The organism is Longimicrobium sp., from assembly GCA_036389135.1.
Lineage (GTDB): Bacteria > Gemmatimonadota > Gemmatimonadetes > Longimicrobiales > Longimicrobiaceae > Longimicrobium.
This window is the reverse complement of the sequence record DASVQP010000117.1, coordinates 93808-120548: the sequence shown is the minus strand read 5'-3', so window position 1 is coordinate 120548 and position 26741 is coordinate 93808. Positions and strand designations below refer to the sequence as shown.

Genomic DNA, 26741 nt, shown 5'->3' with positions numbered 1-26741 from the left:
GTCCCGATGCATCACCGCTCCACCGCAGTCCGCACACCCTCGTCCGCCGGCACTCCCGCGACGGAGCCGCTCCCCGCCGCGCCGCCGCGGCAGGCGCGAGTGCAGATCCTCCTCTCCACCTACAACGGCGCGGAGTTCCTCCCCGAGCTGCTGGAGAGCCTGGACGCGCAGAGCCTGCAGGACTTCCACCTGCGCGTGCGCGACGACGGCTCCACCGACGGCACGCTGGCGATTCTGGACGAGTACGCCCGCCGCCGGCCCGCCACGGTGGAGCGCGGGGCGCACCTAGGGGTGCCGGAGAGCTTCTTTCGCGCGCTCAACGACGCCGAGCCCGGCGCCGACTTCTTTGCGTACTGCGACCAGGACGACGTGTGGCTGCCGGGCAAGGTGGCCAGGGCGGTCGAGTACCTGTCGCGCGCCGACCCGGCGGTCCCCGCGCTCTACTGCTCCGCGCTCACCCCGGTGGACGTCCACCTGGAGCCGATCAGCAAGCCGCGGAGGACCGTGCGGGCGCTGGATTTCCGCAACGCCCTGGTGGAGAACCAGGTCTCCGGGTGCACCATGATGTTCAACCACGCGGCGTGGGAGCTCCTCACGCGGGGCACGCCGCGGGGTGCGCTGATGCACGACCACTGGGCGTACCTGGTGGTCTCCGCCTTCGGCGCGATCCACTTCGACCCCGAGCCGAGCCTCCTCTACCGCCAGCACCCCCGCAACACGGTGGGAATGCCGCGCGGCCTTTGGTCGCGCGTCCGCGCCTTCCAGAAGCGCCGCGGGATGTCGCCGCTCTTTGTGCAGGCGGAGGAGTTCCGCGCCCTCTACGGCGGCGCGCTGGACGCGGTGCGCCTTGCCGCCCTGGACCGCTTCCTCGCCAGCCGCCGGACCCCGGTCCGCCGGCTCCGCTACGCCCTCCGCCCCGCCACCTACCGCCACCGCCTGGTGGACGACGTGGCGCACAGGCTGATGGTGGCGCTGGGGTACTTTTGAGTGCGTGAGTGCGTGAGCGCGATATATTTGTGAAATTCGGCCTTCGATGCCCACCGGCCGATTCCACCCTGACCGTTCTCCGTAGGGTCCATCCGCTTCCGGCCCTCTTTGAATCATGTCCGTACTCCGTACTTCCACCGAGGGCCTTCGCCACTGGTCGTTCCGCCGCAAGCTGGTCAGCGGCCTCGCGGCGCTGTGTGCGGTCGCTGCGCTCGCGTTGGCTGCCGTCACGTGGAGCGCCGCGTCGGAGCGGGGGATCGCACAGCGGGTCTCTCGTCAGGAGCTGCCTGGACTCGGTCTCGTGCTCAACGTGGACCGAGATGCGCATCAGGTGGTGCTCGCGCTGCACAAGGCAGTCGGGGCGCCCGACGCGGCGGCGCGTAGCCGCTGGCTGGCCACTTACGCCGAGAACGTCACCCAGACGCGTGAGCGCCTGAACACGTACCGGGGTCTCCCCCAGGTGCTCGATGGGAGTGGCGAGCTCCTGGAGATCGCCGGCCGGACGCGGGACTCGCTGCAGATCACCGGCGACGACATCGCGGCCCTGGCACGCGGGGGCCAGCTCGCCGCGGCTGCCGGACGGCTTCCTGAGCTCGACGTGAGATTGGAGCGCCTCAGGGATCCGCTCGGCATCCTGGAGGAAAGGCACGAGTCGGATACCCAAGCTCTCTCTCGCCGTGCGCGGATCGCGGCCTGGGTTTCCTGGGCGGTGACACTCGCTTCCCTTCTCCTGCTCGGCATGGCGGTCGTCGCGATCGCGCGGGAGATGGAGCGCCAGGTAACCGTACCGATCACGCGCCTCGTCGGGGTGGCCGAGCAGCTTGCGCGGGGCGATCTGGATGTGGACGTGGGGCAGGACCGCGAACGGCGAGACGAGATCGGCCGGCTCGCAAGCGCGATGCAGACGACGGTGGAGTCGGAGCGCGAGATCGCGCGTGTCGCGGCGCGTGTTGCCGCTGGGGACCTGTCGGTTCGGGTGACGCCGCGGTCCACACGGGACCGGCTGAGCGCCGCGCTGGCCGAAGTCGTGGAGTCCGAGCGCGAGATGGCGCGCATCGCGGAGCGGATCGCCGCGGGCGACCTGACGGTGACGGTGCCGCGGCGGTCCGGCGAGGATGCACTCAGCGCCGCGCTCACTTCGATGGTGGAGCGGCTCGCGGCCGTGATCGCCGACGTCCGGGCGGGGGCGGAAGTGCTTTCGGGCGCCTCGGGCCAGATGACTCTCACGGCTCAATCGCTGGCCGAGGGCGCGGGCGACCAGGCGGCGGCCGCGCAGGAGACGACGGCCAGCCTCGATGAGATCGGGGCCACCGTGAGCCGGAACGCCGCGGAGAGCAGGGCGGTGGAGCGCAACGCCATGCGCGCAGCCGAAGAGGCGGCGGCAGTCGGCCAGGCGGTGCAGGAGTCCGTAGCGGCGATGCACGAGATCACACAGCGGGTAAGCATCGTCGAGGAGATCGCCGAGCAGACGAACATGCTCGCCCTGAACGCTGCCATCGAGGCTGCTCGTGCGGGGGAGCAGGGGCGTGGGTTCGCGGTCGTGGCGGACGAGGTGAGGAAGCTTGCCGTGCGTGCTCAGCAATCCGCGCAGGAGATCAGGGTACTGGCGGCAGGCAGCATCCAGACCGTGGAACGGTCGAGCGGGCTGATCGTGGCGCTGGTGCCCACCATCCGCCTCACGACGGAGCAGATGCAGAGAGTCGCGGACGCATCGGACGAGCAGACCGCGAGCCTGGGCCAGATCAACCGCGCGATGGAGCAGGTCGACCAGGTCGCTCAATCCAACGCCGCGGCCACCGAGGAACTCGCCGCGACCGCCCAGGAGCTCTCGGCCCAGGCGGAGGCTCTGCAGGAGCGCGTGCGGTACTTCCAGGTGACGAACCGCCTCTAAGTGCGTGAGTGGTTGAAAAGAAAAAAGCATCACACAGAGAACACGGAGGGAACTGCAAGCCACAGAAGAACCCCTCCTGCCGTTCTTTCCGTACCCTCTGTGTCTCTGTGTGAAACCGCCGTTCGTCTTTTCCGCACTAACGCACTAACGCACTCCTTGACACACCCTCCCACCCCCATAGATTCCCGCCCCGCATCTACCGCTCTACATTGCACTTGGACGGAGAGACCCGTTGGCCGCACCTGCCGTGCTCATGCTGGAGGATGGACGCGTATTCGCCGGCGAGTCGTACGGAGCCGGGGGGACGGCGTTCGGCGAGGTGGTGTTCAACACCTCCATGACCGGGTACCAGGAGGTCCTCACCGACCCGTCGTACACCGGCCAGCTGGTGGCGATGACCTACCCGCTGATCGGCAACTACGGCGTCAACCCGGCGGACGAGGAGTCGGCGCGGCCGCAGGTGGCCGGCTTCATCCTCCACGAGGCGCCGCCGATGCACAGCAACTGGCGCGCGACCGAGCCGCTCCACGACTACCTCGAACGCAGCGGCGTGGTGGCGATCCAGGGCGTCGACACGCGCGCCCTCACCCGCCACATCCGCTCGCGCGGGTCGATGCGCGCCGCCATCGCGCCCGCGGACGGGGCGGGCGACGCGCTGCTGGAGCGCATCCTCGCCCAGCCCTCCATGGAGGGATTGGACCTGGCGGACGAGGTTTCCACGCACGAGCGCTACACCGTGACCCCCGCGGGGGAGCGGCGCTTCCGGGTGCTGGCGTACGACTTCGGGGTCAAGAGCAACTCCCTGCAGCTCCTGGCCGAGCGCGGCTGCGAGGTGACGGTGATCCCCTCGCACACGCCGGTGGAGGAGATCGTGGCGGCCGGGGCGGACGGGCTCTTCGTCTCCAACGGCCCCGGCGACCCGGAGGCGGTGCCCCACGCCCTCGACTCCATCCGCGAGCTGGGCGCGCGCGACACGCCGGTGTTCGGGATCTGCCTGGGGCACCAGCTCATCTCTCGCGCCTTTGGGGCGACTACTTACAAGCTCCTGTACGGCCACAGGGGCGGCAACCACCCCGTGCGCCGCGTGAGCGACGGGGCGGTGGAGATCACCTCGCAGAACCACGGCTTCGCGGTGCAGGGGGACGAGAGCGGGGTTCCCGGCGCGCCGGGACTGCGCGTGACCCACGTCAACCTGAACGACGGCACCGTGGAGGGCGTGGAGCACACGGAGCAGCCCGTTTTCTCGGTGCAGTACCACCCGGAGGCGGCGCCGGGGCCGCACGACTCCGTCTATCTCTTTGACCGCTTTGTGGATGAGATGGAGCGCCGGCGCAACCTCGCGGCCGGAGACGCTTGACGGCACGCGGGCGGCGGATTATCCTTCGGTCGTTCTAAATAGCCGTCCCACACCCCCTTAGGCCGTCTTCGCCCGCAACGCGCCCGCTCCGCCCCCTCCGGCCGCAACGATCCAACGTTTGCCTAACCCGGTTTTTTCGCCCTGAAAACGGGTGAATCAGCGGTGCGAATCATTTCCGGCCGTCGCGTGCACGAAGCAGTTCTTCGGGAGGCTCCTCCATCCCGAAGGAGGGCCCCGCGGCTCCTATCCCTCGAGTTGCGCCGCGCGCATCGACCCGGGGCACTGCCCCAGCATCAACCCCCCCAGGAGGAAGTTTCATGACCAAGGCGGATCTGGTACAGAAGGTCGCCGACACGATCGGCCCCGGCATCACGAAGCGCGACTGCGCGGTGGTGGTGGATTCGTTCCTGAACTCCATCAAGGACGCCATGGCGGATCACCAGAACATCGAGATCCGAGGGTTCGGCACCTTCAAGGTCCGTGAGCGCAAGAGCCGTCTGGCGCGCAACCCGCGCACCGGCGACCCGGTGGAGGTGCCGCCGCGCGCCGTGCCGGTGTTCAAGCCGTCGAAGGAGCTCCGCGCCCTGGTGGAGGAGAAGGTGCTGGAGGTTTGAACGGAAGTGCTAAGTGCCAAGTGCTAAGTGCTGAATTGCGAGGACTTAGGACTTAGGACTTAGGACTTAGCACTTAGCACTTCCTGATCGCCCGGCGCAGTGCGACCGCCCGCCCCGAGACCCGGGGCGGGCGTTTTTCTTGCGTGCCCCGGCGGGTGTCCTCCACTGGAGCTTCCCGCCATGCCGCAGTCGTTCGACCCGCGCGACGCACGCGCCCCGCGCTCCCACTCCGCGCGCTCTTTAGGTCCGTACGAGACCGCCTACGACACCCGCCGTGGCTACACCGAGGCGGACGGTCCGGCCGAGCGCCCCATGCGCCACGACGAGGACGAGGTGTGGCGCGGGCGGGGGCGGGACGAGCGGTAGCACGCCTCTGGCACACCTCCTGCCCGGTCGGCCCGCTGAACCCGGACCGGAGATCGTATGCTGATTCAGGAAGTGCTGACCGACCTTTCCCCGGCGGAAGTGATCGACCGGGCGCGCGAGTTCTTCAACATGCGCTTCTCGCCCTACGGCGGCTTCACGGCCGACGAGGGCCCCACGCACATCACCTTCAACACCGAAGCGGGCGACGTGGCGGTCGGCATAGGGACACAGGAGGGGCGCACGATGGTGCGCGCCTCCACCTCGCGCCTGCACCACGAGGTCTCGCAGTTCCTCATCACCATCGCCCCTCCCGAGGAGGTCCGGCAGAACGTGCCCGGGCCAGGGGCGTCCGGGGCCGGGTAATCCGGTGGGGAATGGGGAATGGGGAATGGGGAATGGGGAATGGGGAATGGGGAATGGCGGAGAGCCGAGCCATTTGTCATCCTGAGCGAAGCGCTTCTCCGTCCTCGCCCGGGCTGTGAACCATGGCGCGAGGCGAAGGATCTACTGCGCTTTCCGAGAGGCTCGTAGTTACCCGCGGTCCTCTCGCCTATCCGGCTAGATCCCTCGCTCGCCGCAGGAGTACGGCGTGTGACGCTCCACACCCGTCCGGCGGCTTTCTCAGGATGACATTGACTGAGGGAAGCTCGCCCCATTCGCCATTCCCCATTTCCCCATTCCCGGCTTTCCGAACTCCGCCGCCTCCGCGGTGTACCCCGTACGTCCCACGCATGCACCCTCCCCGCGGCGGAGCCTGGATGATCGTTCGCACCCTCTTCTTCGCCACGTACCGCGACCTCGCGGGGACGGACGAGCTCGCGGTGGAGCTGCCGGCGGGCGCGCGCGTCGTGGACCTGGTGCGGCAGCTGCGCGCGGGGGGCACCGCGCTCTCGTCGCTCCCAGAATCGCCGGTGGTGGCCGTGAACATGGACTACGCGCCCGCCGCCACTGCGCTCCGCGATGGCGACGAGGTGGCGCTCATTCCGCCGGTGGCGGGGGGCTGACGTGGGGGCAAGCTACGCCGCCGTGGTCGCCGAGCCGCTCGACGCCGCACGCATCCTCGCCGATACGCTCTCCCCCGAGGACGGGGCGGCGCTCCTCTTCTGGGGCGTGGTGCGCAACGAGAACGACGGGCGCGCCGTGACCCAGCTCGAGTACCACGCCTACGAGGCGATGGCCGAGCGCGAGCTCCTCCGCATCGCCGACGAGGCGCGCGAGCGGTGGGGGACGGGCGACATCCGGGTCGTCCACCGCGTGGGGCTGCTGGAGGTGGGGGAGGCGAGCATCGCCATCGCCGTGGCGGCGCCGCACCGGGGGGAGGCGTACGAGGCCAGCCGCTACGTCATCGAGCAGGTAAAGCAGCGCGTGCCCGTGTGGAAGCGCGAGGGGTACGCGGAGGGGGCGCACGAGTGGGTCCCCGGCTTCACCCCGGCGGCCGGATGACGCGCCTGGTGCAGCTCGGCGGCGTCCTGCCGGTGGTGGCCGAGAACGCCATCCCGGAGCACGGGCCGATGACGGACGGCTTCGGCCGCCGCATCGAGTACCTCCGCATTTCGGTGACGGACAAGTGCAACCTCCGCTGCGTCTACTGCATGCCGGAGGAAGGCCTCCCCTGGCTGCGCCGCGACGAGCTCCTCTCGTACGAGGAGATCGGCGAGATCGTGCGGACGATGGCCGGGCTGGGGCTGCGCCGCGTCCGCATCACCGGGGGCGAGCCGCTCGTACGCCGCGACCTCCCGTCGCTGGTGCGCATCCTCCGTGCGATCTCCGGCATCGAGGACATCGCCCTTTCCACCAACGCCGTCCTCCTGGGCGAGCACGCGGACGCGCTGCGCTCCGCGGGGCTGGACCGCGTCAACGTCTCGCTCGACTCGCTGATCCCCGAGCGCATCGACGCCATCTCGCGGCGTGCGGGCTCCGCGCGGGCGATTCTGGACGGGCTGGAGGCGGCGGAGCGAGCCGGGTTCTTCCCCATCAAGGTCAACTGCGTGGTGATGCGCGGGAGGAACGACGACGAGGTGGAGGCGTTCGCCGCCATCACGCGCGAGCGGCCCTGGCACGTCCGCTTCATCGAGGTGATGCCCACCGGCGACAACCTGGGCGTGTCGCAGGACGAGTACGTGTCGTCGGAGGAGACGCTGGGGCGGATCGCCCGCATCGGCGACCTGCGGCCGGTGGCGGGGCCGCGCGGCAACGGGCCCGCGAAGTACTACGCCTTCGACGGCGCGGCGGGAACGGTGGGCGTCATCACGCCGATGAGCCACAACTACTGCGGCACCTGCAACCGCATGCGCCTCACCGCCGACGGCCAGCTCCGCCCCTGCCTCTTTGGCGATCTCCACACCGCCCTCCGCGATCCGCTCCGCCGCGGCGAGCCCCTGGAGCCGCTGATCCGCCACACCCTGCGCATCAAGCCCGAGCGCCACTGGCTGGTGCAGGGCAGCGACGAGGGGAGCGGCGGGCTGCGGGCGCTGAGTCAGGTGGGGGGGTAGGGGACGGCGCGTAACGCGGACGGCGGCGCGGAGGCGGGCACGGGCAGCCACATGGGGCGGCCCCTACGATGTTCCGGTGCGAAGGGCGGGGGTCGAGGTGGGGGAGAGGGCGGGCGCGATGAATCGCGCCCCTACAACGAATTTTCCCCCCCGAGTCCCCAGCCCGGAGCCCGGTCCCGTTCTTTGGGTGGCGCGTCAGGTACCCGTGCCAGCGCGGCATCGTAGCTCGCGCGGTCGCCCCGAGCTGCGCGCGCGGCAAGGTAATCCTCCGTCATCAGCGCAGACATCTTCTCGGCGACGGCGGTGGCGATGAACTGATCGATCGAGATTCCCTCTCGTGAAGCAAGCTCGCGGACCTGCTTATGGAGCGACTCGGGGAGCCGCAGGCTCAGCGTGGTCATTTTAGCTCTCCGATTTTCTTCAGGAACGCCGATGAGCGACAGTAGCAGGAACGCGATACCGTTGCGGGAGCGCAGCCCCCGCAACAAGGATGTTCGTGTCGATGACGATCTGCGGCGGAGGCATGCGACATCGTAGGCGAGACAATGCGTGAGGTCAACGGAGAAGCGCCCGCCATAAGCGGGCGCTTCTCCAATTAGCGGCACTGCCGCGGATCACGCCCCCGCGCCGACGGCTTCCTCCGCCGTCACCGCTTCGGGGGACAGGGTGTCCATGAAGGAGCTGACGGAGAAGACGGCGTTGCCGGGGCCGGCGACGCCGTAGCCCGGGGGCGGCTTCAGGCCGTGCTTCTCCAGCGTCTCGCGGTAGACCTCCAGGAGGCGGATGTGGTACTCGAGCGGGGCGCCCTCCGGGTTGTCTTTGCCGAGCGGGGTGGAAGGCTCCGGGCACCAGGTGGTGAAGCGCGGCGTGATCCCGCGCGACATGAAGTGGTCGAGGCCCTCCGCCGTGGAGGCGATCGCTTCGTCGATGGTGGCGAACCCGAACGGCTTCGCCATCTCCACCCCGGCGACGAAGTTGGGGATCACGTAGCGCGGCCCGAACACCTCCGCCGCGTCGAAGATTCGCCGGTGCCACTCCTCGCGGCCCACGTAGCGCTCCTTGCCCGGGCAGATGATCTCGAACAGCCGCTTGTCCCACACCTCGTAGTTGGGGTGGTAGATGCGGATGCCGTAGTCGAAGTAGCGCTGCACGTCCTCACGCGGCAGCGCCTGCGCCACCACCTTGCCGATCCACCGGCCGGGGAAGCGCTCCTCGATTGCCTGCGCGTAGCGGCCGTAGAAGTCGGCCTCGGCCAGGCCGTCCACCTTCGACGTCACCGAGCCGCCCGTGAGGGTGTAGGCCTGCGAGACGCGCGCGGTGTCGTAGCGGTCGATGATGGCGAGCGCCTCCAGCACGTCGTCCACGGGCTTGACGCCGGTGTAGGGGCGGCCTTCCTGCTTGTGCTGGCGCCAGTTGTGGTTGATGTCGCAGTACTGGCACTCCTCCTTGGCGCCAAAGTACTGGCAGAGCCGCAGCACCGTCAGGTAGATCAGGTAGCCCCACTGGATGGTGGGCGCCGTCTCCATCACCGTTTTGCCGTTGGCGAGGTCGTGGCGGTAGTACTCCGGCATCGGCGGCAGCGCGACGTCGGCGATGACGCGGCCGTCGAGCCACATCTGCAGCGTCCCCGATTCGCCGCGCGTGATGCGGTACGGCGAGTCCGGGTTGGTGCGCACCGAGACGATGGTGCGGCGCAGCTCCCACGGGCCGCCGGTGAGCGCGACCTCTTCGGGGGGGCGGCGGATGGCGGCGGTGCCCAGCTCCTTCAGCGGCTTCTGGTCGAAGGAGAAGATGAAGTACGACTTCGGCTTGACCTCGCCCTCCAGGTTGTCGCTGAGCGCCGAGTCGTCGAACGCGATCCCCGTGCGCAGGAGGTCTTCCTTGAGCACCGCCTCCCGCGGAATGTGCGGAAAGCGGGCGATCAGTCCTTCTACCTGCTCGGTACGTGTATTCATCAGGGTTCCGTGTAGGACCGAATGGCAGAAACAGGTGCGTTGGTGCGTTAGTGCATCAGTGTGCGCGAACCGCTGATTCCCAACGCACTTACGCACATCACGCGCTAACGCACTTCGTTTCCCGGATGCGACGCGCGCAGAAGGCGATCCCGCACTCCCGCCCATTCCTGCTCGTCCGGCACGCGCTCCACCAGGATTCTTTCGTACCCCTCTGCGTCGAGTTCGTGCAGCGTGGCGTAGAGGCGGGCGGCGTAGCCGGCCGGGTCCGGGCGCATGCGGATGACGCGGGCGCCGGGGTACTCCGCGCCGCTGTACGAGAGGACGGCCGTGCGCTCGCCGTAGGTGCGGCTGTCGATGCGCATGGGGAGGAAGGCCTCCACGCCTGGCCCGGCCGCCACCAGCGCCACCAGGCCCGTCGGCTCGGGGTCGATCAGGCGGAGCTGGGCGCGCGGGGCGTAGTGCCGGTCCATGCGGCCGGGGGAGGGAAGGGCGGCGCCCGGCTGCTCCTTTGGCCCGCCCGCGATCAGCACCACGCCGAGCACCTCCGAGAGCTCCTCCTGCGTCACGGTGCCGGGGCGCAGGATGGTCGGTGTTGGGGATGCCAGCGAAACTACCGTGGACTCAATGCCCAGCGTGCACGGGCCGCCGTCCACCACCACGTCCACCGCGTCGCCCAGGCTGCGCACCACGTGGCCGGCGGTGGTGGGGGAGACCTCGCCGGAGCGGTTCGCGCTCGGCGCGGCGACGGGGATGCCCGCGGCGGCCAGCAGCGCATGCGCCACCGGGTGCCCCGGCACGCGGAGGGCCACGTTGGGGAGCCCCGCCGTCACCGCGTCCGGCACGTGCGCGGCCCTGGGGACGACCAGGGTGAGCGGGCCGGGCCAGAAAGCAGCCGCCAGGCGCTCCGCCGCGACCGGCCACTCCGCGGCCAGCGCGCGCGCCGCCTCCGCGTCGGCGGCGTGGACGATCAGCGGGTTGTAGTCGGGGCGCCCCTTGGCGGCGAAGATGCGCGCCACCGCATCGGGATCGAGCGCGTTGGCGCCCAGCCCGTACACCGTCTCGGTAGGGAAAGCGACGAGCCCGCCGCCCCGCAGCGCCTCCGCCGCGGGCTCCAGATCGGCCGCGTCCGGAGCGCCTGGATCGATCGATAAGATCTTCATTCAGCCAAAGATTACGGTGCCCGTTGAGCCGTGCGGGATGCGCCCCGTCCGGCATGCGCTTTGCCTGTCGAAACCGTGGAGAACGTCGGCCGATGTGCGGCTCCCCGAAGGCGCGTGCGCGACCCCGGGACACCTCCAGACGCGACGCTCAGCAACCCGAAAGACCGGCGGAGACGCACAGCGCAAAAGGAGGGACCGATGTTCGTGATGTTCATGGCCGGGCTCTGGATCGTGATGTTCGTGGCACCCGTCGTACTGCTCGTCGCGCTGCTTCCCGCCGGGCGCGATTGCCCCCGCTGCGGCGGCGAGACGCTGTCGATCCGCTCCAAGATGCTGCAGCCGGTGCGCCGCTTCCTCAGCCAGCGCTGGTGCATCGCCTGCGGCTGGGAAGGAACCACTCGCAACCACCTGCATCCGCAGCCCGTACCCAGCCTGGAGCTGGTGCGCGCGGAGGCCGACGAGGCGGACGATGACGCCGTGTGGCGCGGCGAGCAGCGAGACAACCCGCTGCGCTAACCCCGGGCGAGGTCTGGAAGACGCGGGTGGAACTGGCAAACGGCCGCTCCACCCGCGTTTTCCGTTCCCTCGTCACGCCACGCCGTCCCCCACCACCACGCGTACCACGCGGTCCGGGTGGAAGCGCTCGCGGGCGATGCGCTGCACGTCCTCCGCCGTCACCGCCTGCACGGCGGCGGGGTAGCGGTCCCAGTAGTCGTGCGGCAGCCCGTACGCCTCCAGCGTCCCGAGCCGGCTCGCCACCTGGCCCGGCGTCTCGAAGGCCCGGGGGAGGGAGAGGACCATGGCGTCGCGGGCGCGCCGCAGCTCGTCCTCGTCCACCGGCTCATCGGCCATCCGCCGCATCTCGCGGAGCATCTCCTCCACGGCTCCGGCGGTCACCTCCACGTCCACGGCGGTGTGCGCCGTCCAGCCGCCCCGCGCGATGCCGGCCGAGAACGCGGAATTGGCGCCGTAGGTCCACCCCTTCTCCTCGCGGAGGTTGGCCCCCAGACGGCCGGTTATGGTGCTGCCGCCCAGGATGTAGTTGGCGACCGCGCCGCGCACCCAGTCCGGCGAGCGGCGGTCGATGCCGCGCCCCGCGATGCGGATCTCCGACTGCGCCGCGTCGTCCCACGGCACCGCGACCAGCTGGCCCGCGGCCGCCGGCGTGTCGCCGTCCTCGGCGGGGTACGCGACCGGCGGCGCCTCCCCCATCCACCCCGCGAACGCCGCTTCGAGCATCTCGCGCAATGCGCCCGGCTCGAAGTCGCCTGCGGCCACGAGGTATGCGCCGGCGGGGCGGTAGTGGCGCGCGTGGAAGTCCACCAGCTCGTCCCTCGTCACCCCGGCGATTCCCTCCGCCGTGCCGAAGGAGGGACGGCCGTACGGATGATCGGCTCCGAAGACTTCCAGCGACACGCGGTCGTCGGCCACGTTCCCGGGCTCGTCCTCGCGGGCGACGAGGGCGTCCAGCGACTCGTTCCTGATCCGCTCCACCTCCGCGTCAGGAAAGGAGGGGCGGGTGATGATCTCGGCGAGCAGCTGGATCCCTTCCTCCAGCGTCTCGTGGAGGAGCACCGCCTCGGCTTCGGCGTAGTCGTGGCCGACGTTGGCGTGCAGGAGGGCGCCCAGATAGTCCACGCGGGCGTTGAGCTCCTGCGCGGTCTGGAGCTCCGTGCCCTCGGTGAGGAGGTGTCCGACCAGCGCGGCCGTCCCGGGGCGCTCGCGCGGCTCCGCGGCGGAGCCGGCCGGGATCGCCAGGCGCAGCACCACCTGCGGGATCTCGCCCATGCGCGCCGCGATCACGCGCAGCCCGTTCGACAGCGTATATCGCTCCGGACGCGGAACGCGGGGCGCGGGCGGCGCGCCGATGGATGGCGCGGGGAGGAAGGCGGGGCTAGGCGGCATCCTGGACCTCCTCGTCGGCCTCGTCCGACAACACCAGGAGCGTGACGCCGCGCATTTCATCGAGGTACTGCGCCGCCACGCGCTCCACGTCGTCCGCCGTGATCGTGTCGTACAGTGCGGAGACGCGGTTGAGGGCTTCCGCGTCACCGAGCACGGTGGCGGCGTAGGCCAGCGCGTCGGCCCGCTCCTCCACCGTGGCGAGCTGCCCCACGTGGTCGCGCCGCACCCGGCGCACGGCGCCCACCACCTCGTCGTCCCCCACGTCGCCGCGGGCAACCTGGTCCAGCGCGTGGCGGATGGCGGCGTCCACGGTGTCCACGTCCACCCCCGACCGTGCGGTGGAGACGATGCCGAAGATGCCGCACAGCGCAGTCGGGTACAGATAGGTGTCCACGTCCTGCGCGAGCTGCCCCTCGCGTACCAGCGCCCGCTGCAGCCGCGAGCTCTCGCCGTCCGCCAGCAGGTAGGCGAGGACGTCGAGCGCCACCCAGTCGCGCGTCCCGTAGCCGGGCACCGCCCACGCGCGGTACGTCCGCGGAAAGGAGACGGCGTCCTCCATCGTCTCGCGCACCCCGACGGCCGGGAGTGCGTCGGTCCGCGGCGCATCTGGAAGCTCGGGGCCGGCCGGCAGGTCGCCGAAGTAGCGCTCGGCCAGCGCGAAGGCATCCTGGGCCGAGATGTCGCCCGCGAACACCAGCACCGCGTTGCCGGCGGTGTAGTACGTCGAATAGAATGTGCGCGCGTCCTCCAGCGTCGTCGCCTCCAGGTCCGGCGTGTAGCCGATGGTGGGCCAGGAGTACGGGTGCCCGCCTGGGAAGAGGAGCTCGTGCAGCCGCTCGTCGGCCAGGCCGTACGGGCGGTTCTCGAACGTCTGGCGGCGCTCGTTGATCACCACCCCGCGCTGCACCTCTAGCGTTTCCTCGGTGAGCGTGGGGAGGAAGAAGGCCATCCGGTCGCGCTCCAGCCAGAGCGGAAGCTCCACGGCGTGCGAGGGGACCGTCTCGTAGTAGTTGGTGCGGTCGAGCCAGGTGGAGCCGTTGTTGGTGCCGCCCACCCGCTCCAGCAGGTCGTCGAAGTCGCCCTTGGGGGCGTGCTGCGAGCCCTCGAACATCAGGTGCTCCAGCAGGTGGGCCAGTCCCGTGCGCCCCGGCCGCTCGTCACGCGACCCTACGCGGTACATGAGGTGCACGGCCACCAGCGGCGCGGTGCGGTCTTCGTGGGCCACGATCCGCATCCCGTTGCGCAGGACGTGCGTGCGCGACTCGATGCGGAACGGGGTGTCGTGGGTATCCTGCACGTCGGTTCGTCTCCGGGTTGCTCGCTTCGCCGGCGCACGGCGCGCCCTGTGCGAAGGGGCCGAATCTAACACTTCGGGGCCCGTTCCGCTCCCGCGCCGCGCAACAGGCGGCGCGCAATCTTCATCCGCCGCATGCCATGAGCCAGACCGACCTTCCGTCCGCCCGAGCGCGGGCGCTGCTCCGCGTCCTGGGGCGCCTCCCGCAGGGCGCGCTCTCCCGCGCCTTCGGCCGCATCGCGGACGCGCCCCTCCCGCGCCCGCTGCGCCGCCCCGTCCTGGGCGCCTTCGCCCGCGCCGTGGGCGCCGACGTCAGCGAGTGCGAGCTGCCCCTGGAGGAGTACCCGTCGCTGAACCGCTTCTTCGTGCGCAAGCTCAGGGACGGCGCGCGCACCTGGCCCGCAGACCCGCGCGTCGCCGCCTCCCCGGTGGACGGCGTGTTCGGGCAGGTGGGGCGGGTGGCGGAGGGGAAGCTGATCCAGGCCAAGGGGCGCCAGTACACGCTGGCCGGCCTGCTGGACGACGGCGCGGAGTGGGAGCGCTTCGAGGGCGGCGCCTTCGCCACCATCTACCTGAGCCCGCGGGACTACCACCGCATCCACTCGCCGTGCGGGGGCGTGGTGCCGCGCGCGCGCCACATTCCCGGCGCGCTCCTCCCGGTGAACGCCCCCGCCGTGGCGCACCTCCCCGACCTCTTCGCCCGCAACGAGCGCCTGTTGGCTTACATCGACGGCCCCCTCGGCCGCGTGGCGATGGTGGCGGTGGGCGCCTACAACGTCGGCCGCATCTCCGCCGCCTTCGACCCGGCCTGGAACGCTCCGGCCGGCTCATCGTCGTGGGTCACCAACCGCCGCGGCCTCGCGGCGGCCACCAAGAGCTACGACCCGCCCGTCCCCATCGCGCAGGGCGACGAGATCATGACCTTTCACCTGGGCTCCACCGTAGTGCTGGTGTTCGAGCCCGGCCGCGTGGAGCTGGCGGAGGGGAGCGTGGCGGGTGCGCCGGTGCGGCTGGGGAGCGCGATCGGCCAAGCTTGACTCGCGCTTGATCCGGGACTATCCGTGAGGGGCATCGCTGGCGCACCGGTGCTCCCGCACGGCCGTGCCGTACTCCGGATCCCGCCCATTTACACGCTCCCCAAAACAGGTTTGGTGAAACATGGCAGACGAAGAGGTCGATGTCGCGATCGTCGGAGCCGGCGTCTCGGGCGTCTACAGCGCCTGGCGCCTCAAGCGGGCCGACCCGAGCCGCAGGATCGTCGTCTTCGAGGGCGGCAACCACGTCGGGGGGCGGCTGCTCTCGGTGCGCCCGCCGGACATCAAGGACATGGTCGCGGAGCTGGGCGGGATGCGCATCCTCCCGGCGGTGCAGCCCCTCATCAGGAAGCTCCTCCAGGCGCTGAACGACGAGTTGCCGGCGGGGCAGCAGATCGAGACCTACGACTTCCCGGTGGACAAGCCGCAGAACATCGCCTACCTGCGCGGCGTGCACCTGCGGAACTCCGACTTCACCACCAACCCGCGCAAGGTGCCGTACCACCTCAGCTTCCTGGAGCGGGGCGGTACGGCCGGCAGCATCATCATCAACGCCATCGAGCAGATCGTCCCGGGGATCACCAGCCCGGGGCTAAGCGAGCAGCAACGCCGCGAGATGGTGAAGGGCGCCACCTTCGCCGGGCTCCCGCTCTACCAGCAGGGCTTCTGGAACGTGCTGCTGCGCGTCATCAGCTGCGAGGGGTACGAGCTGGGGGTGGACGCGGGGGGCTACAACTCCACCCTCTTCAACTGGAACGCCGCCGACGCGATCCCCTGGTACCTCTCCGACTTCGGTGTGGACGCCCGGTACAAGGGCTTCAAGCAGGGCTTCCAGCAGGTCCCCCTTTCGCTCGCGCAGCTCTTCGGCCCCGACGGCATCCGCCTGGACACGCGGGTGGACGGCTTCGACGCGGCGGGCGACGGGTTCGAGCTGCGGGTGGGCGGGAAGACGGTGCGGGCGGGAACGCTCATCCTGGCCATGCCGCGCCGGTCGCTCGACCTGCTGGCGCCGGCGAGCCCGCCGCTCCAGGAGATCCGGGAGCTCATCTCGAGCGTCACGCCCCGGCCGCTGTTCAAGCTCTTCACCACCTACAGCAACCCGTGGTGGCGATCCGCGGGGTCCGCCGGGCCCGACGGCAAGTTCATACCCGTGGAGTCCGGCCGCTCCGTCACGGACCTCCCCGTGCGCCAGACCTACTACTGGCCGAACGACGACGGCACGCCCGCGACGGAAGGACCGGCGATGCTGATGGCCAGCTACGACGACGGAACGAACATCGGCTACTGGGACGGCTTCCGTCCGCGCCGCCGGCAGGCCTGGCAGGAGGGGAAGGAGGTGGCGGACGTGGAAGAGCCCCACCTGGGCGACGACTGCGAGGGGCACCCCGACCTGGCGTGGTGCCAGTACAAGGCCCCGCGCCGGATGGTGAAGGAGGTGGCGCGCCAGCTCGGCATCATCCACGGGCTCAGCTACACCCCCGACGTGCGCAACGCCGCGTTCCGCGACTGGGGGGACGACCCCTTCGGCGGCGGGTGGAACAGCTGGAACATCGGCGTACAGAGCTGGGACGTGAAGGAGCGGATCGTCCAGCCCTTCGACGGCCGCGCGCTCTACATCTGCGGCGAGGCCTACTCCGACGCGCAGGGGTGGGTGGAAGGCGCGCTGCAGACGGCGGACATGATGCTCGCGAAGCTCGGCCTCGCACCCCTCTGACCTCGCACGGAAGCAGCGAGAAAGCTTCATCGCCGTCCCCCCGCACCCATACACGCCAACACCCCCTCCCCCGGGCAGTATCGGGGGAGGGGGATGTGTCGCGGGGCGACGCTGGGGGAGAGGGCCCTTCCTACCCCTCCACGAACTCCTCCACGAAGAACCGCGGCGACAGGCCTTCGCCGGTTGCGTGCACCAGGAGCTCGTTCCAGTCCAGCGAGGCGCCGGGGCGAAAGATGCGCTCGCGAAAGAAGCGGCCCACCGGCTCCTCCCCCGCGATGCTGCGGCCGCGCGGGATGCCGCGGCGCGCGGCGGCGGACATCTGTGACGCCATCAGCTCGCCCAGCAGGTAGTTGTGGTAGTAGACCGGGGCGCCGCTGAGGTGGATCTTGGAGGCCCAGTCCGGCTCGTCTCGGCCGTCGGGGCGGCGCACCATCTGGAGGCGCTCCACCAGGTCCCACCAGAGCGCGTTCAGGTCGGGGCGGTCCGGGTCGCGGTACAGCTCGCGCTCGAAGTACGCCATCACCAGCATCCAGCGCGCGGCCACCAGCATTGCGGCGCGGAGCTGCGCGCGCACGTCGTCCGCCTCGTCGTCGCCCAGGCCGGCGCCCATCACCTCGCGCAACCAGGAGGGGTCGCGCGTGAGGCGGCCCATGTACATGGCGACCGCCTCGGTCGTCAGAATGTGCGCGGGGCCGCGGACGATGAAGGGAAGGTCGCGCGGCACGTAGCTGTCGTACACCGCGTGGCCCAGCTCGTGGAGGAGGGTGCCCATCCACTTCTCGTTGGGGCGCATGTTGCACAGGATGCGCACGTCGCCCTCGCGGTCCACGTCGATGCAGAAGGCGTGCTGGTCCTTGCCCTCGCGCTCGTACAGGTCGCTGCGCGCGAGCACGTCGTCCGCGGGGAGGCCGATGCCGCGAAAGAAGTCGGCGGCGATCCTCACCGAGTCGTGGTCGCGGAAGACGTCGTCCAGCTCCACGGTGCCTACGCCGGGCGCTTCCTGGCCGAAAGGGTCTTCCCAGTGCCAGGGGCGGAGCGCCTCGGCGGCGACGCCGAAGCGGGCGGCGAGGCGCGCGTCCAGCTCGTCGCGGAAGCGGCGATAGGGTGCGTCCGTGCGGTCGCGGAACTCGTCCAGGATGGCAAAGAGCCGCTCCTCGTCCAGCTCCTGCAGGCGCAGCTCCATCACGTAGTAGTCGGGAAAGCCGAGCGAGCGCGCCGCGGCGTTCCTGCGCCGCACCAGCTCGCGCAGCGGCTCGGCCACCTCGCGTCCGATCTGCTTGCTCGCCTCCCACGCCTCGCGCCGGGTGGCCACGTCGCGCTCGTCGCGCAGGACGTCCAGGAGCTGGTTGTTGGTGGCGCGCTCGCCGGCAAAGGTGGCGCGGAACTCGGTGAAGGTCTGCTCCAGCTCCGTGGCGCGGCGCACCAGGTCCTCGATGGTCTCGGGCGGGAGCTGGTTGCCCGTGTACTCGTTGTCCAGCAGCACGAGCTGGCGGCGGAGCAGGGGATCGCGCACGTCCTCGCTGGCGAGCCAGGTGCGCACCAGGCGCGCGTTGGTCGCGTCCGCGTACACCGTCTTGTACGCGGCGCGGGCGCGGGCGGAGCGCTCGTGCGCCTGCGGGTCCGCGCCGGTGGCCGCGTCCCACGCCGCCAGGTTCGACTCGCGCATCAGCGGCGCGATCCGCTCCACGTGCCCGTCGATGAAGGCGCGGACCTCCGCCTCAGCCGTCGTCGCGCCCGGTGAGATCACCGGAGCTCCTCGTACAGCGCGGCGATCGCCTCCGCGCCCACGTGGAAGTTCTCCACCGACATCCACTCGTTGGGCGCGTGCGCGTTCTCGCCGGGCAGCCCGAAGCCGATCAGGACCACCGGCGCGTTCAGCGTCTCCTGGAACGACTGCACGATGGGGATGGAGCCGCCCTCGCGGATCATCACCGGGTCCTTGCCGTAGGCGCGGGCCAGGGCGCGCTTGGCCGCGTCGAACACCTTCCCCTCCGGCTCCGCGAACCAGGGTTGCCCGCCGTGCAGCGCCTCCACCTGCACCGTGACCCCTTCCGGCGCCAGCGACCTGATGTGGTCGATGAAGATGCGCTCGATCTCCTTGTAGTCCTGGTCCGGCACCAGGCGCATGGAGACCTTGGCCATGGCGCGCGCGGGGAGCACCGTCTTGGCGCCTTCACCCGTGTAGCCGGAGAGGAGGCCGTTGACGTCCAGCGTGGGCCGCGCCCAGATGCGCTCCACCGAGCCGTACCCCGCCTCGCCGCCCAGCGCCGGCGCGCCGACCTCCTCGCGCAGGCCTTCCTCCTCGAACGGCAGCGCGGCGATGGCGGCGCGCTGCTCCGCCGTCAGCTCACGCACGCGGTCGTAGAAGCCGGGGATGGTGATGCGCCCCTGCTCGTCGTGGAGCTGCGAGAGGATGCGCGCCAGGACGAGCGCCGGGTTCACCACCGCGCCGCCGTACGCGCCGGAGTGCAGGTCCACCGACGGCCCCTGCACGCGCACCTCCATGTACGCCAGCCCGCGCAGCCCCACCGTGATCGACGGCAGGCCCGGCGCGAACATCGTCGTGTCCGAGATCATCACCGCGTCGCAGCGCAACCGCTCCACGTGCTCCTTGAGAAAGGCGCCCAGGTTCGGCGAGCCGACCTCTTCCTCGCCCTCCACCAGGAAGACGACGTTCACCGGCAGCGAGCCATTCTCCGCCAGGTGCGCCTCCACGGCCTTGAGGTGGAGGTACACCTGCCCCTTGTCGTCCACCGAGCCGCGCGCGTAGATGCGCCCGTCCGTCACCACCGGCTCGAACGGGGGCGACTTCCACTCGTCGAGCGGCTCGGGAGGCTGCACGTCGTAGTGGCCGTAGACCAGCAGCGTGGGTGCGCCCTCGGCCCCACGCCACTCGCCCACGACGACGGGGTTGCCGGCGGTCGCTACGACGTCCACCGTCTGCAGCCCCACCTCGCGCATGCGGCCGGCGAGCCACTCCGCGGCGCGGGCGGTGTCTTCGCGGTGCTCGGTCTTGGCGCTGATGCTGGGGATGCGGAGCCAATCGATCAGCTCTTCGAGGCTGCGCTCGCGGTTGCGCTGCAGGTAGTCGGAAACGGCCATCGTCGATGCGCTCGGCTGCGGTTCGGGTTGCTCCCTCGGGCGGAGGCGCCCGCGGACGGCGAATATAGTGCCCGCGCGCTGCTTCGCCACCGGCACCCGGCGGGCGCGTGGCTTGCACCGCCGGCACCGTTCCCAATCACCGGAGGTGCGCGATGGCGGCAGGCCCCGATCCCAACCGCTGGACCGAAACAGACCCCCAGGCCACCAACGGCGGCGTGGGCGACCCCAAAACCTCGCGCCTGGGCCTCTCCAGCACGGCGATCACGGTGATCGCCCTGCTCATCCTAGCCTTCGTGGCGGCGGTCCTGATCTTCTGACAACAGCCTCACACAGAGCCACGGAGGGGAACAGAAAGAAGGGAGAAGAACAAGCTATTCCTCCTGCCCTTCTTGCTGTGTATCTCCGTGGCTCTGTGTGAGGTCTGTTCAGGTGCTGATCTCGCTCAGGCGCAGGCGGATCTGGAGCCGCTGCGCCGCGCCGTCCGGGCCGGGGCGCAGCACGGTGAGCGTCGCGGTCGTCCCGGCCTGCTGCGCGCGCAGGAAGCGGCGCAGGTCACCGGACGAGTTGATCGCCACGCCGTTGATCTGGGTGATGATGTCCGCCACCTGCAGCCCGGCCTCGGCCGCGGGAGTGCCGCGCCCCACGCCGCGCAGGATGATGCCGCGCTGCACCGGCAGACCGAACTGCGCTGCGATCTCCGGCGTGACGTCCGCCGGCACCACGCCGATGTACGCGCGGCGCACCCGCCCCGTCGCCACGATCTGGCGGGCGATCTCGTTGGCCAGGTTGATGGGGATGGCGAAGCCGAGCCCGCTCGCCGTGCCGCCGCTGGTGGGGTCGCGCAGCACCACGGTGTTGATGCCGATCACCTGGCCGCGCGAGTCCAGCAGCGGCCCGCCCGAGTTGCCGGGGTTGATGGCGGCGTCGGTCTGGATCAGGGGCTCGAACTGCTCGTCGATGCTGCGATTGATGGCCGACACCACCCCCGTCGTCACCGTGCGCTCCAGCCCGAACGGGTTGCCGATGGCCACCGCGGTCTGCCCCACCGCCAGCCGGTCCGAGTCGCCGAGCGGCGCGCTGGGGAAGTTGGAGCCCGGGATCTGCACGACCGCGATGTCCACGCTGGGGTCGCGGCCGCGCACGGTTCCCAGCAGCATCTGCCCGTTCTGCAGCCCCACCCGCACCGTCTGGCTGTTGCCCACCACGTGGGCGTTGGTGATGATCGTGCCGTTGCGGTTGACGATCACCCCCGAGCCCGATCCGCCCTCGGTCGCGATGCTCACCACCGCAGGCGTCGCCTGCCGCGCGACGCGCACCGCGATGTTGTCCTCCTGCGGGGGGAGCGCCGCGATGGTCTGCTGCGGCTGCGCGTCCAGGAGCCCGTTGGGCGCGGCGCGGCTGACCATCCCCTGTCCCACCCCAATCCCCAACCCCACCGCGAGCGCGGCGGCGGTCACTTTGATGAAGCTGCTCACTTGCCCCCGTTTCCGGTCCGGGTGATCGATGCCTCCAGCGTCCAGGACGCGCTGCATCTTCCGTGCACCCCGAGCCTCACGATCCCCCCAGAAAGCAAAGACGCGGGATAGCGCATCAGCGCCCTCCCGCGTCCCCTCACAACTCCCGCCGTGCCTCAGGCGGAGCCGTCCTCCTCCTCGTCGGGCTCCACATCCAGCGGCACGCCCTCGGTCACGCCGGGCACGTCCACCCGGAGGCCACGCTTCACCCCCACGATGAACAGGAACAGGCCCGCGGCACCGATCATCATGTTGGTCTTCGAGACGCGCTTCCGCGGCTCGTCTTTCTTGTCCTTCGCGGCCATTCGGGGCGCCTCCGCCGGGGCAGGTAGTGGAAAATCCGCTCGCGAGCCCGGCGTGCAAAATCCCCGCCCGGCGCGTAGCTTCCCGCAACCCTCAACGACCCACACGCACAAGGAGCCGCGGACGTGACCGGCCCGCTCGCACGCCGCGTCGTCACCCACCTCCCGCTCGCGCGGCTGTGGGACGAGCACGGTTTCCTCCCCCACGCCCGCGCCCGCACGCTGTACGAAGACGACGCGGCGGAGCAGATCAGCCTCGCCCGCCTCGCCGTCGCCGAGCTGGGCGAGCCGCTGCGTTGGTTCCCGGCGGGCCAGGCGCGCGCCTTCTGGGCCCACGAAGCGGCCCCCCGCCTCATCCCGCCCGGCACCCCCCTCCTCCCCGGCACCGGCTACGGCTACGCCGCCTCCCTCTGGCTCGCCGAGGACGCGCGCCCCGTGCTCCTCCTCGAAGTCCGCAACTAAAAAACCTCACACAGAGAACACAAAGGGAACCGCAAGCCGCAGAGAACTTCTTCTGCTGTTCTTGCAGTCCCCTCTGTGTCTCTGTGTGAGGCTGTTTTTACAGCACGCCGCGCCCGTTGCCGTCCCCAGCCGCCACCGGCACCTCCGCGCTGTCGCCCAGCATGCCGCTGCGGCCCACGAGCTGCGCCGCGAGCACCGTCTGGATCACGCCGGTGATGTTGTTGGTGGTCGCCTCCGGCGCGCCCACGTCCGAGCCGCTCGTGATCGTCACCAGCCGCGCCTTGCCCAGCGCGTCCGCGATCGACGGCGCGATCTGCGGGAGCATCTCGATCTGGCGGTAGCGGAAGTAGCTCTCGCCGCCGCGCTGGATCGCCTCGTTCACCTTGCGGATGCTCTCCGCCGTCGCCTCGGCCACGGTGCTGATGCGGATGGCCTCCGCCTCGGCCGTGGCGAGCGCCTGGATCTTGACCCGCTCGGCATCCGCGCGCGCCTGTGCCAGCTGCGTCGCCTCAAGCTCGGCGATGCGCTGGTGGCCGAGCGCTTCCTGGCGCGCCACCTCGGCCTGCGCGATCAGCGCCGCGTTGGCCGCGCGCGTCTGCTCCAGCTCGCGCTGCTTGTTGCTGATCTCGCGCTCCGCCTCCAGCTCCGCCTCCTTGGACCGGCGCGACTGCTGCGCGCTCACGATGTCCGCGTTGGCCTGCGCCTCGGCGGCGGACATGCGGCGCCGCGCCTCGGCCACCTCGCTCTGCACCACCTTGATGTTCAGCGAGTTGAACGCCAGCCCCAGGTCCGTGAGCTCGCGCGAGCACGCCTTGCGGATGATGATGGCGAGCGGATCGTCGTCGTCCTCCGCCGCGTCCACCGCGCGCGAGACCGGAAGCTCCACCGGCGTGTGCTCCGCCAGCGCCGTCCCCGTCATCCCCACCGGCAGCCGGGGCGCCGTCTTGGCCGAGAAGAGCTGGTCGTGCGTCAGCAGGTTGATCGCCCGCCGCCCCGAGCTGGAGAGGAGGTCGATCAGGATGTTGAGCTGCTCCGCCTCCGGCTTGGAGAAGAAGCGGTTCGCCGCCGTCTTGATCATCGTGTCCGTGTCGCCCACCGACACGATGGCGCTCGCCAGCACCTGCACCTTGATCGGCTGCGGCGTCCCCGTCTGGTCCAGGTCCGCCGTCTGGTCGGTGATGTCCAGGTCGACGTTGATGGCCTTGCTGGAAAGCGTGGTGCCCGTGGTGAAGAGCGGGATCTCCCACGACTTGCCGGGGCCGCGGTAGATGGCCGTGCGCCCGTTGAGCCAGCTCACCATGCGGATGGAGCCCGCCCCCACGCTGCGCAGGAATGAGTTGACGACCAGCGGGATGACGATCAGAACGCCGATCAGGATGACCGCGATTCCTGCAAGGTTCATCGTCCTAGCTCTCCTCTAATGATTTCACGCCGCCAGCCGGATGATCCGGCGCGGCCCTCGACACGACGCAGCGGTTCCGCGCGCCGTCCACCTCCTCCACCATCACCCGGTCACCCGCGCGTATCCGCAGGCCCTTGCCGACGTCCGCGGGGCGAAGGGTGGCGAGCACCTGCAGCACCTGCCCGTCCACCTCGAGCGCGATCAGCCCGCTTCCGCTCTCGTCGAACCTCGTCACCGCCGTCCCGGTGTCGTACAGCGCGCTCTCCAGCGTCAGCGCGGGCACGGAGGCGAAGCGGAAGAAGAAGTTCCACACCGGCCTCACCGCCACCAGCTCGAAGACGATCCCCCCGGCGAGCGCCAGCAGCAGCAGAAGCACCCCGCCCAGGTACGGCTCCCCCGCGAGCCCCGTGGCGCCCAGCCCCACCAGCACGCTGAACAGCACGCGCGGCGACAGGATCTGCCAGGCCCACGAGTGGCCGCTCTTGCCGCCGCCGTGGTGCCCCTGGTCGCCGTCGCCGTGGTGCGCGGCGACATCGTGCCCGCCGTGGTGGCCGCCCAGGTCGTGCCCTATGTGGCCGCCGTGCCCGTGGCCGCCCCCGTGCGACACGTCGTGGCCGCCGTGCCCGTGCCCGTGGCTCAGGCCGGACGCGGCCATGGCGAGGAGGCCCAGCGCTCCAAGGATCAGCGAAAAAAGGTAGAAGCTCATGCTCGGGTGCAGTCGGGCCGCGCGGTGCGTGCGGCCGACGCCATGTACGGGGGAGGGAGACTTCCGGTTTCCGGCGGGATGCGCGCTACCAATGTAAGGAGTGCGCCCCCCTGAGTCACCTGTTTCGATTTCGCTGGCACGGAACGCGAAGTGGCGACCGCCCGCCCAAAGCCCGTTTCTCTCGACCTCCGCTCCGATCGCGTTGTCGTTCTTTGACGTCCTGACGGTCGCCGCGCTCGGCCTGTACCTCGCGTCATCGGCCGCGGCGTGGTGGGCGCTGCGCCGTCCCTCGCCGCCGCCGAGAGACGCGACGCCTTTCGTCAGCGTGGTGGTGGCCGCGCGCAACGAAGCAGCCAGTCTCCCCGCGCTCCTCGCCGACCTCGCCGCGCAGACGTACCCGGCCTTCGAGGCGCTGATCGTGGACGACCGCTCCACCGATGAAACGGCGGAGCTCGTAGAAGATGCCGCCGCGCGGCAACCGGGTCGCTTTCGCCTGGTTCGTCAGACGGAGGTCCCGCCGGGCCTGTCGCCGAAGAAGCTTGCCCTTCAGCGCGGCGTCGAAGCCAGCCGCGGCGAGATCCTGCTCCTCACTGACGCCGACTGCCGCGTTCCCTGCACCTGGGTGGCGGGGTTGGTGCGCTCCTTTCAGCCTGACGTCGCGATGGTGCTGGGATGCTCCGAATACGCCTCCGAGGGCCCCTGGTTCGAACGATTCCAGGCGTTCGACTTCCTCACGCTGACCACTACGATGCTCGCGAGCGCCCGTCTGGGCATGCCGCTGGGCGCGTCGGGGCACAACCTGGCCTACCGGCGCGCCGCCTTCGAGCGCGTGGGAGGCTACCGCTCCGGCCTCGGCCGCATCGCCGGCGACGACATGCTCATGCTCTACCTGATCCGCTCCGCGCCCGAGCTGGGCCGCATCGGCTGGGCGGACGGCCCGGAGACGCTCGTACGGACGCAGCCCGTCCCCACCCTACGCGACTTCCGCAACCAGCGGGCGCGCTGGGCGTCCAGCGGGATGCACCACTTTCGCGCGGACGTGCGGGTGCTGGCGTACGGAGCGGCATCGCTCTACGCCAACGTCTTCGTGCTGTGCGGGCCGCTCTTCGTGTGGTCGGGGTACCTGACGTGGGCGGGATGGATCGCGGGCGTGCTCGCCAAGCTGGCCGCGGACCTCCTGGTGTACGGAACGGCGGCGCGCCGCTTCGGCCGCACCGGGCTGCTGCGCTGGCTTCCGCTCTGGTTCCTCGCGCAACCGTTCTACCTGACCGCGATGGCGGTGTGGGGAAGCCGCCCTCGCTTCCACTGGAAGCCCTGACAGGAGCAATCACGTGCCCGAAGACGACTTCACGGAGCTCTCCGTCCGCGCCGTCACCACCGCCGCGCACGACCTCGGCCTCGATCCGGCCCTCTTCGTGGAAGAGCTCGCCCAGGGCGAGATCGGCCTCCTGATCACCTACCTGCGCGCCGCCGCCCCCTTCGTAGACGACGTGGACCTCCGCGCCCGTGTCGAGGCGCTGCTCCACCGGCTTACGGCGTGGACGGGGGGGTAGCCGGCGAGTGAACTCGCTGCAACAACAGCACAAAGTCCGCCTCCGCGGACTCCGGGTCCGACGCCGTGCTTCTCGAGCCCACTTCAGTGGGCTTCCCGTGGTTCCAGCCGGGGGCTTCAGCCCCCGGCGAACCGGCACCGATCCCGCCCCCGCAACCTGCGAAGGCAGGTTTCCCGCGGTTGTTGCAGCGGTTTCAATTCAACCGCCGGACCAGCCGGCACAGCTCGGACTACCTGGAACCCCCCGCCACACAAAAAGGACCCGGACGATGCCTCGCCCGGGTCCTCCAGTCGTCCTCAGCCGATCACGTGCGCGCCAGCCGCCGCGCGAAAACCCGCAACCCTTCCATGACGTCGTCCGCGTAGGCCGGCATCTCGCCGATCATGACCTCGGCGTCCTTGGGGAGGGCCAGCTCCAGCGCGTCGATGGCGCGCTTGATGGACTCCGCGCGGGCATTGCGGGCGCCGGAGTCGCCCGAGTGGGGGCTGAAGGCACGGCGGCGGCGGACCTTGGTCTCGAACTCGTCGCGTCCCTGGTTGCTCACGGACACCCAGCCATTGCGCTCGTCGATGAGCGCGCGCGACTTGAGAGCCCTCACCACGCGCCCGTCCAGGTGGTCCACCGGAACGGGGCCGGTCTGCCGCGAAAGGTAGCGCAGCAGGTCGGTCTGTTTTTCGTTTAATGTATTCGGCATGGGACAACTATATTACAGAAAACTCCGTTCAGCGCAAGAGCCCGCCGCACGCGGCGTTGGATCGAATTCGCCGCCATCTGCCCAAAGAACGCGACCGATGGCGCGCAAAGTAACGGAAGCGCTGAGAACGGCCCACGTCGCGAACGTACCGTCCGGCGATTGGCGCAATGAGCACGCGAACGCTCTTTCACGACATTGCAGCAAAGACGTGCACGAATGGACTGCGCCTGGCGCCAG

At 70.4% G+C, this 26741-nt stretch carries 28 protein-coding genes; 16 read left to right on the top strand and 12 right to left on the bottom strand.

Annotated features, from left to right (window positions below):
• The first annotated feature begins 6 nt into the window (after positions 1 to 6).
• The 9 genes from VF584_23760 (at position 7) to moaA (ending at position 7707) form a co-directional block, all read left to right on the top strand.
• Entirely contained in the window at positions 7 to 987 is a 981-nt protein-coding gene (locus VF584_23760; GenBank protein HEX8213212.1) for a glycosyltransferase family 2 protein, read from the top strand.
• Between the two features lie 115 nt (positions 988 to 1102).
• Positions 1103 to 2878, top strand: coding sequence for a methyl-accepting chemotaxis protein (locus VF584_23755; protein ID HEX8213211.1), 1776 nt, complete (start codon positions 1103 to 1105; stop codon positions 2876 to 2878).
• 232 nt (positions 2879 to 3110) lie between these two features.
• Entirely contained in the window at positions 3111 to 4235 is a 1125-nt protein-coding gene (gene carA / locus VF584_23750) for a glutamine-hydrolyzing carbamoyl-phosphate synthase small subunit (GenBank protein ID HEX8213210.1), read from the top strand.
• A 317-nt stretch (positions 4236 to 4552) separates the two neighbouring features.
• Positions 4553 to 4849: an HU family DNA-binding protein gene (locus VF584_23745; protein ID HEX8213209.1), complete on the top strand. Its 297-nt coding sequence runs from the start codon at positions 4553 to 4555 to the stop codon at positions 4847 to 4849.
• 180 nt (positions 4850 to 5029) lie between these two features.
• Positions 5030 to 5215, top strand: a complete 186-nt coding sequence (locus VF584_23740; GenBank protein HEX8213208.1) for a hypothetical protein — start codon at positions 5030 to 5032, stop codon at positions 5213 to 5215.
• A 57-nt stretch (positions 5216 to 5272) separates the two neighbouring features.
• Positions 5273 to 5578 (top strand): hypothetical protein, encoded by a 306-nt coding sequence (locus VF584_23735; GenBank protein HEX8213207.1) that lies wholly within the window; start codon positions 5273 to 5275, stop codon positions 5576 to 5578.
• Between the two features lie 395 nt (positions 5579 to 5973).
• The gene (gene moaD, locus VF584_23730) at positions 5974 to 6219 is read left to right on the top strand and encodes a molybdopterin converting factor subunit 1 (GenBank protein HEX8213206.1); all 246 of its coding nucleotides are present in this window, start codon (positions 5974 to 5976) and stop codon (positions 6217 to 6219) included.
• A 1-nt stretch (position 6220) separates the two neighbouring features.
• Positions 6221 to 6658 (top strand): molybdenum cofactor biosynthesis protein MoaE, encoded by a 438-nt coding sequence (locus VF584_23725; GenBank protein HEX8213205.1) that lies wholly within the window; start codon positions 6221 to 6223, stop codon positions 6656 to 6658.
• Positions 6655 to 7707, top strand: coding sequence for a GTP 3',8-cyclase MoaA (moaA, locus tag VF584_23720; GenBank protein HEX8213204.1), 1053 nt, complete (start codon positions 6655 to 6657; stop codon positions 7705 to 7707). The genes VF584_23725 and moaA overlap by 4 nt, the downstream gene beginning before the upstream one ends.
• 131 nt (positions 7708 to 7838) lie before the next feature.
• On the opposite strand, the gene VF584_23715 is transcribed toward moaA, so the two are convergent.
• From VF584_23715 to VF584_23705, 3 genes are all read right to left on the bottom strand, one after another.
• A complete protein-coding gene (locus VF584_23715; protein ID HEX8213203.1) occupies positions 7839 to 8108 on the bottom strand; it encodes a toxin-antitoxin system HicB family antitoxin in 270 nt (89 codons plus the stop codon).
• Positions 8109 to 8321: 213 nt separating this feature from the next.
• The gene (locus VF584_23710) at positions 8322 to 9662 is read right to left on the bottom strand and encodes a radical SAM protein (protein ID HEX8213202.1); all 1341 of its coding nucleotides are present in this window, start codon (positions 9660 to 9662) and stop codon (positions 8322 to 8324) included.
• A 104-nt stretch (positions 9663 to 9766) separates the two neighbouring features.
• Positions 9767 to 10822, bottom strand: a complete 1056-nt coding sequence (locus VF584_23705; protein HEX8213201.1) for an L-threonylcarbamoyladenylate synthase — start codon at positions 10820 to 10822, stop codon at positions 9767 to 9769.
• A gap of 198 nt (positions 10823 to 11020) precedes the next feature.
• Here VF584_23705 and VF584_23700 point away from each other — a divergent pair, with 198 nt between their 5' ends.
• Positions 11021 to 11338, top strand: coding sequence for a hypothetical protein (locus VF584_23700; protein HEX8213200.1), 318 nt, complete (start codon positions 11021 to 11023; stop codon positions 11336 to 11338).
• 72 nt (positions 11339 to 11410) lie between these two features.
• On the opposite strand, the gene VF584_23695 is transcribed toward VF584_23700, so the two are convergent.
• Both VF584_23695 and VF584_23690 read right to left on the bottom strand, forming a co-directional pair.
• Positions 11411 to 12727 (bottom strand): pitrilysin family protein, encoded by a 1317-nt coding sequence (locus VF584_23695; protein HEX8213199.1) that lies wholly within the window; start codon positions 12725 to 12727, stop codon positions 11411 to 11413.
• Positions 12717 to 14024, bottom strand: a complete 1308-nt coding sequence (locus tag VF584_23690) for a pitrilysin family protein (GenBank protein ID HEX8213198.1) — start codon at positions 14022 to 14024, stop codon at positions 12717 to 12719. Before VF584_23690 ends, VF584_23695 begins: the two co-directional genes overlap by 11 nt.
• A 137-nt stretch (positions 14025 to 14161) precedes the next feature.
• Between VF584_23690 and asd the strand changes: the two genes are divergently transcribed.
• On the top strand, positions 14162 to 15058 hold the full coding sequence (gene asd, locus VF584_23685; GenBank protein HEX8213197.1) for an archaetidylserine decarboxylase: 897 nt from the start codon (positions 14162 to 14164) through the stop codon (positions 15056 to 15058).
• 121 nt (positions 15059 to 15179) lie between these two features.
• Positions 15180 to 16769 (top strand): FAD-dependent oxidoreductase, encoded by a 1590-nt coding sequence (locus VF584_23680; GenBank protein ID HEX8213196.1) that lies wholly within the window; start codon positions 15180 to 15182, stop codon positions 16767 to 16769.
• Positions 16770 to 16899: 130 nt separating this feature from the next.
• On the opposite strand, the gene VF584_23675 is transcribed toward VF584_23680, so the two are convergent.
• Together VF584_23675 and VF584_23670 are read right to left on the bottom strand one after the other, a co-directional pair.
• On the bottom strand, positions 16900 to 18516 hold the full coding sequence (locus tag VF584_23675) for a M2 family metallopeptidase (GenBank protein ID HEX8213195.1): 1617 nt from the start codon (positions 18514 to 18516) through the stop codon (positions 16900 to 16902).
• Positions 18513 to 19871, bottom strand: coding sequence for a dipeptidase (locus VF584_23670; GenBank protein ID HEX8213194.1), 1359 nt, complete (start codon positions 19869 to 19871; stop codon positions 18513 to 18515). Before VF584_23670 ends, VF584_23675 begins: the two co-directional genes overlap by 4 nt.
• A gap of 152 nt (positions 19872 to 20023) precedes the next feature.
• On the opposite strand from VF584_23670, the gene VF584_23665 reads away from it, so the two are divergent.
• Positions 20024 to 20188 carry a hypothetical protein gene (locus VF584_23665; protein HEX8213193.1) on the top strand — a complete coding sequence of 55 codons (165 nt, stop codon included), beginning with the start codon at positions 20024 to 20026 and terminating at the stop codon, positions 20186 to 20188.
• 108 nt (positions 20189 to 20296) lie between these two features.
• On the opposite strand, the gene VF584_23660 is transcribed toward VF584_23665, so the two are convergent.
• Positions 20297 to 21346, bottom strand: coding sequence for a trypsin-like peptidase domain-containing protein (locus VF584_23660; protein HEX8213192.1), 1050 nt, complete (start codon positions 21344 to 21346; stop codon positions 20297 to 20299).
• A 155-nt stretch (positions 21347 to 21501) separates the two neighbouring features.
• Positions 21502 to 21690 (bottom strand): hypothetical protein, encoded by a 189-nt coding sequence (locus VF584_23655; protein HEX8213191.1) that lies wholly within the window; start codon positions 21688 to 21690, stop codon positions 21502 to 21504.
• Between the two features lie 123 nt (positions 21691 to 21813).
• On the opposite strand from VF584_23655, the gene VF584_23650 reads away from it, so the two are divergent.
• A complete protein-coding gene (locus tag VF584_23650) occupies positions 21814 to 22149 on the top strand; it encodes a hypothetical protein (GenBank protein HEX8213190.1) in 336 nt (111 codons plus the stop codon).
• Between the two features lie 97 nt (positions 22150 to 22246).
• Here VF584_23650 and VF584_23645 read toward each other — a convergent pair whose 3' ends face one another.
• Entirely contained in the window at positions 22247 to 23551 is a 1305-nt protein-coding gene (locus VF584_23645) for a hypothetical protein (GenBank protein HEX8213189.1), read from the bottom strand.
• A 4-nt stretch (positions 23552 to 23555) separates the two neighbouring features.
• Positions 23556 to 24257: a hypothetical protein gene (locus VF584_23640; protein ID HEX8213188.1), complete on the bottom strand. Its 702-nt coding sequence runs from the start codon at positions 24255 to 24257 to the stop codon at positions 23556 to 23558.
• A 202-nt stretch (positions 24258 to 24459) separates the two neighbouring features.
• On the opposite strand from VF584_23640, the gene VF584_23635 reads away from it, so the two are divergent.
• On the top strand, positions 24460 to 25575 hold the full coding sequence (locus tag VF584_23635; GenBank protein HEX8213187.1) for a glycosyltransferase: 1116 nt from the start codon (positions 24460 to 24462) through the stop codon (positions 25573 to 25575).
• 13 nt (positions 25576 to 25588) lie between these two features.
• The gene (locus VF584_23630; GenBank protein ID HEX8213186.1) at positions 25589 to 25810 is read left to right on the top strand and encodes a hypothetical protein; all 222 of its coding nucleotides are present in this window, start codon (positions 25589 to 25591) and stop codon (positions 25808 to 25810) included.
• Between the two features lie 304 nt (positions 25811 to 26114).
• On the opposite strand, the gene VF584_23625 is transcribed toward VF584_23630, so the two are convergent.
• A complete protein-coding gene (locus tag VF584_23625) occupies positions 26115 to 26504 on the bottom strand; it encodes a hypothetical protein (GenBank protein ID HEX8213185.1) in 390 nt (129 codons plus the stop codon).
• Positions 26505 to 26741: the final 237 nt, after the last annotated feature.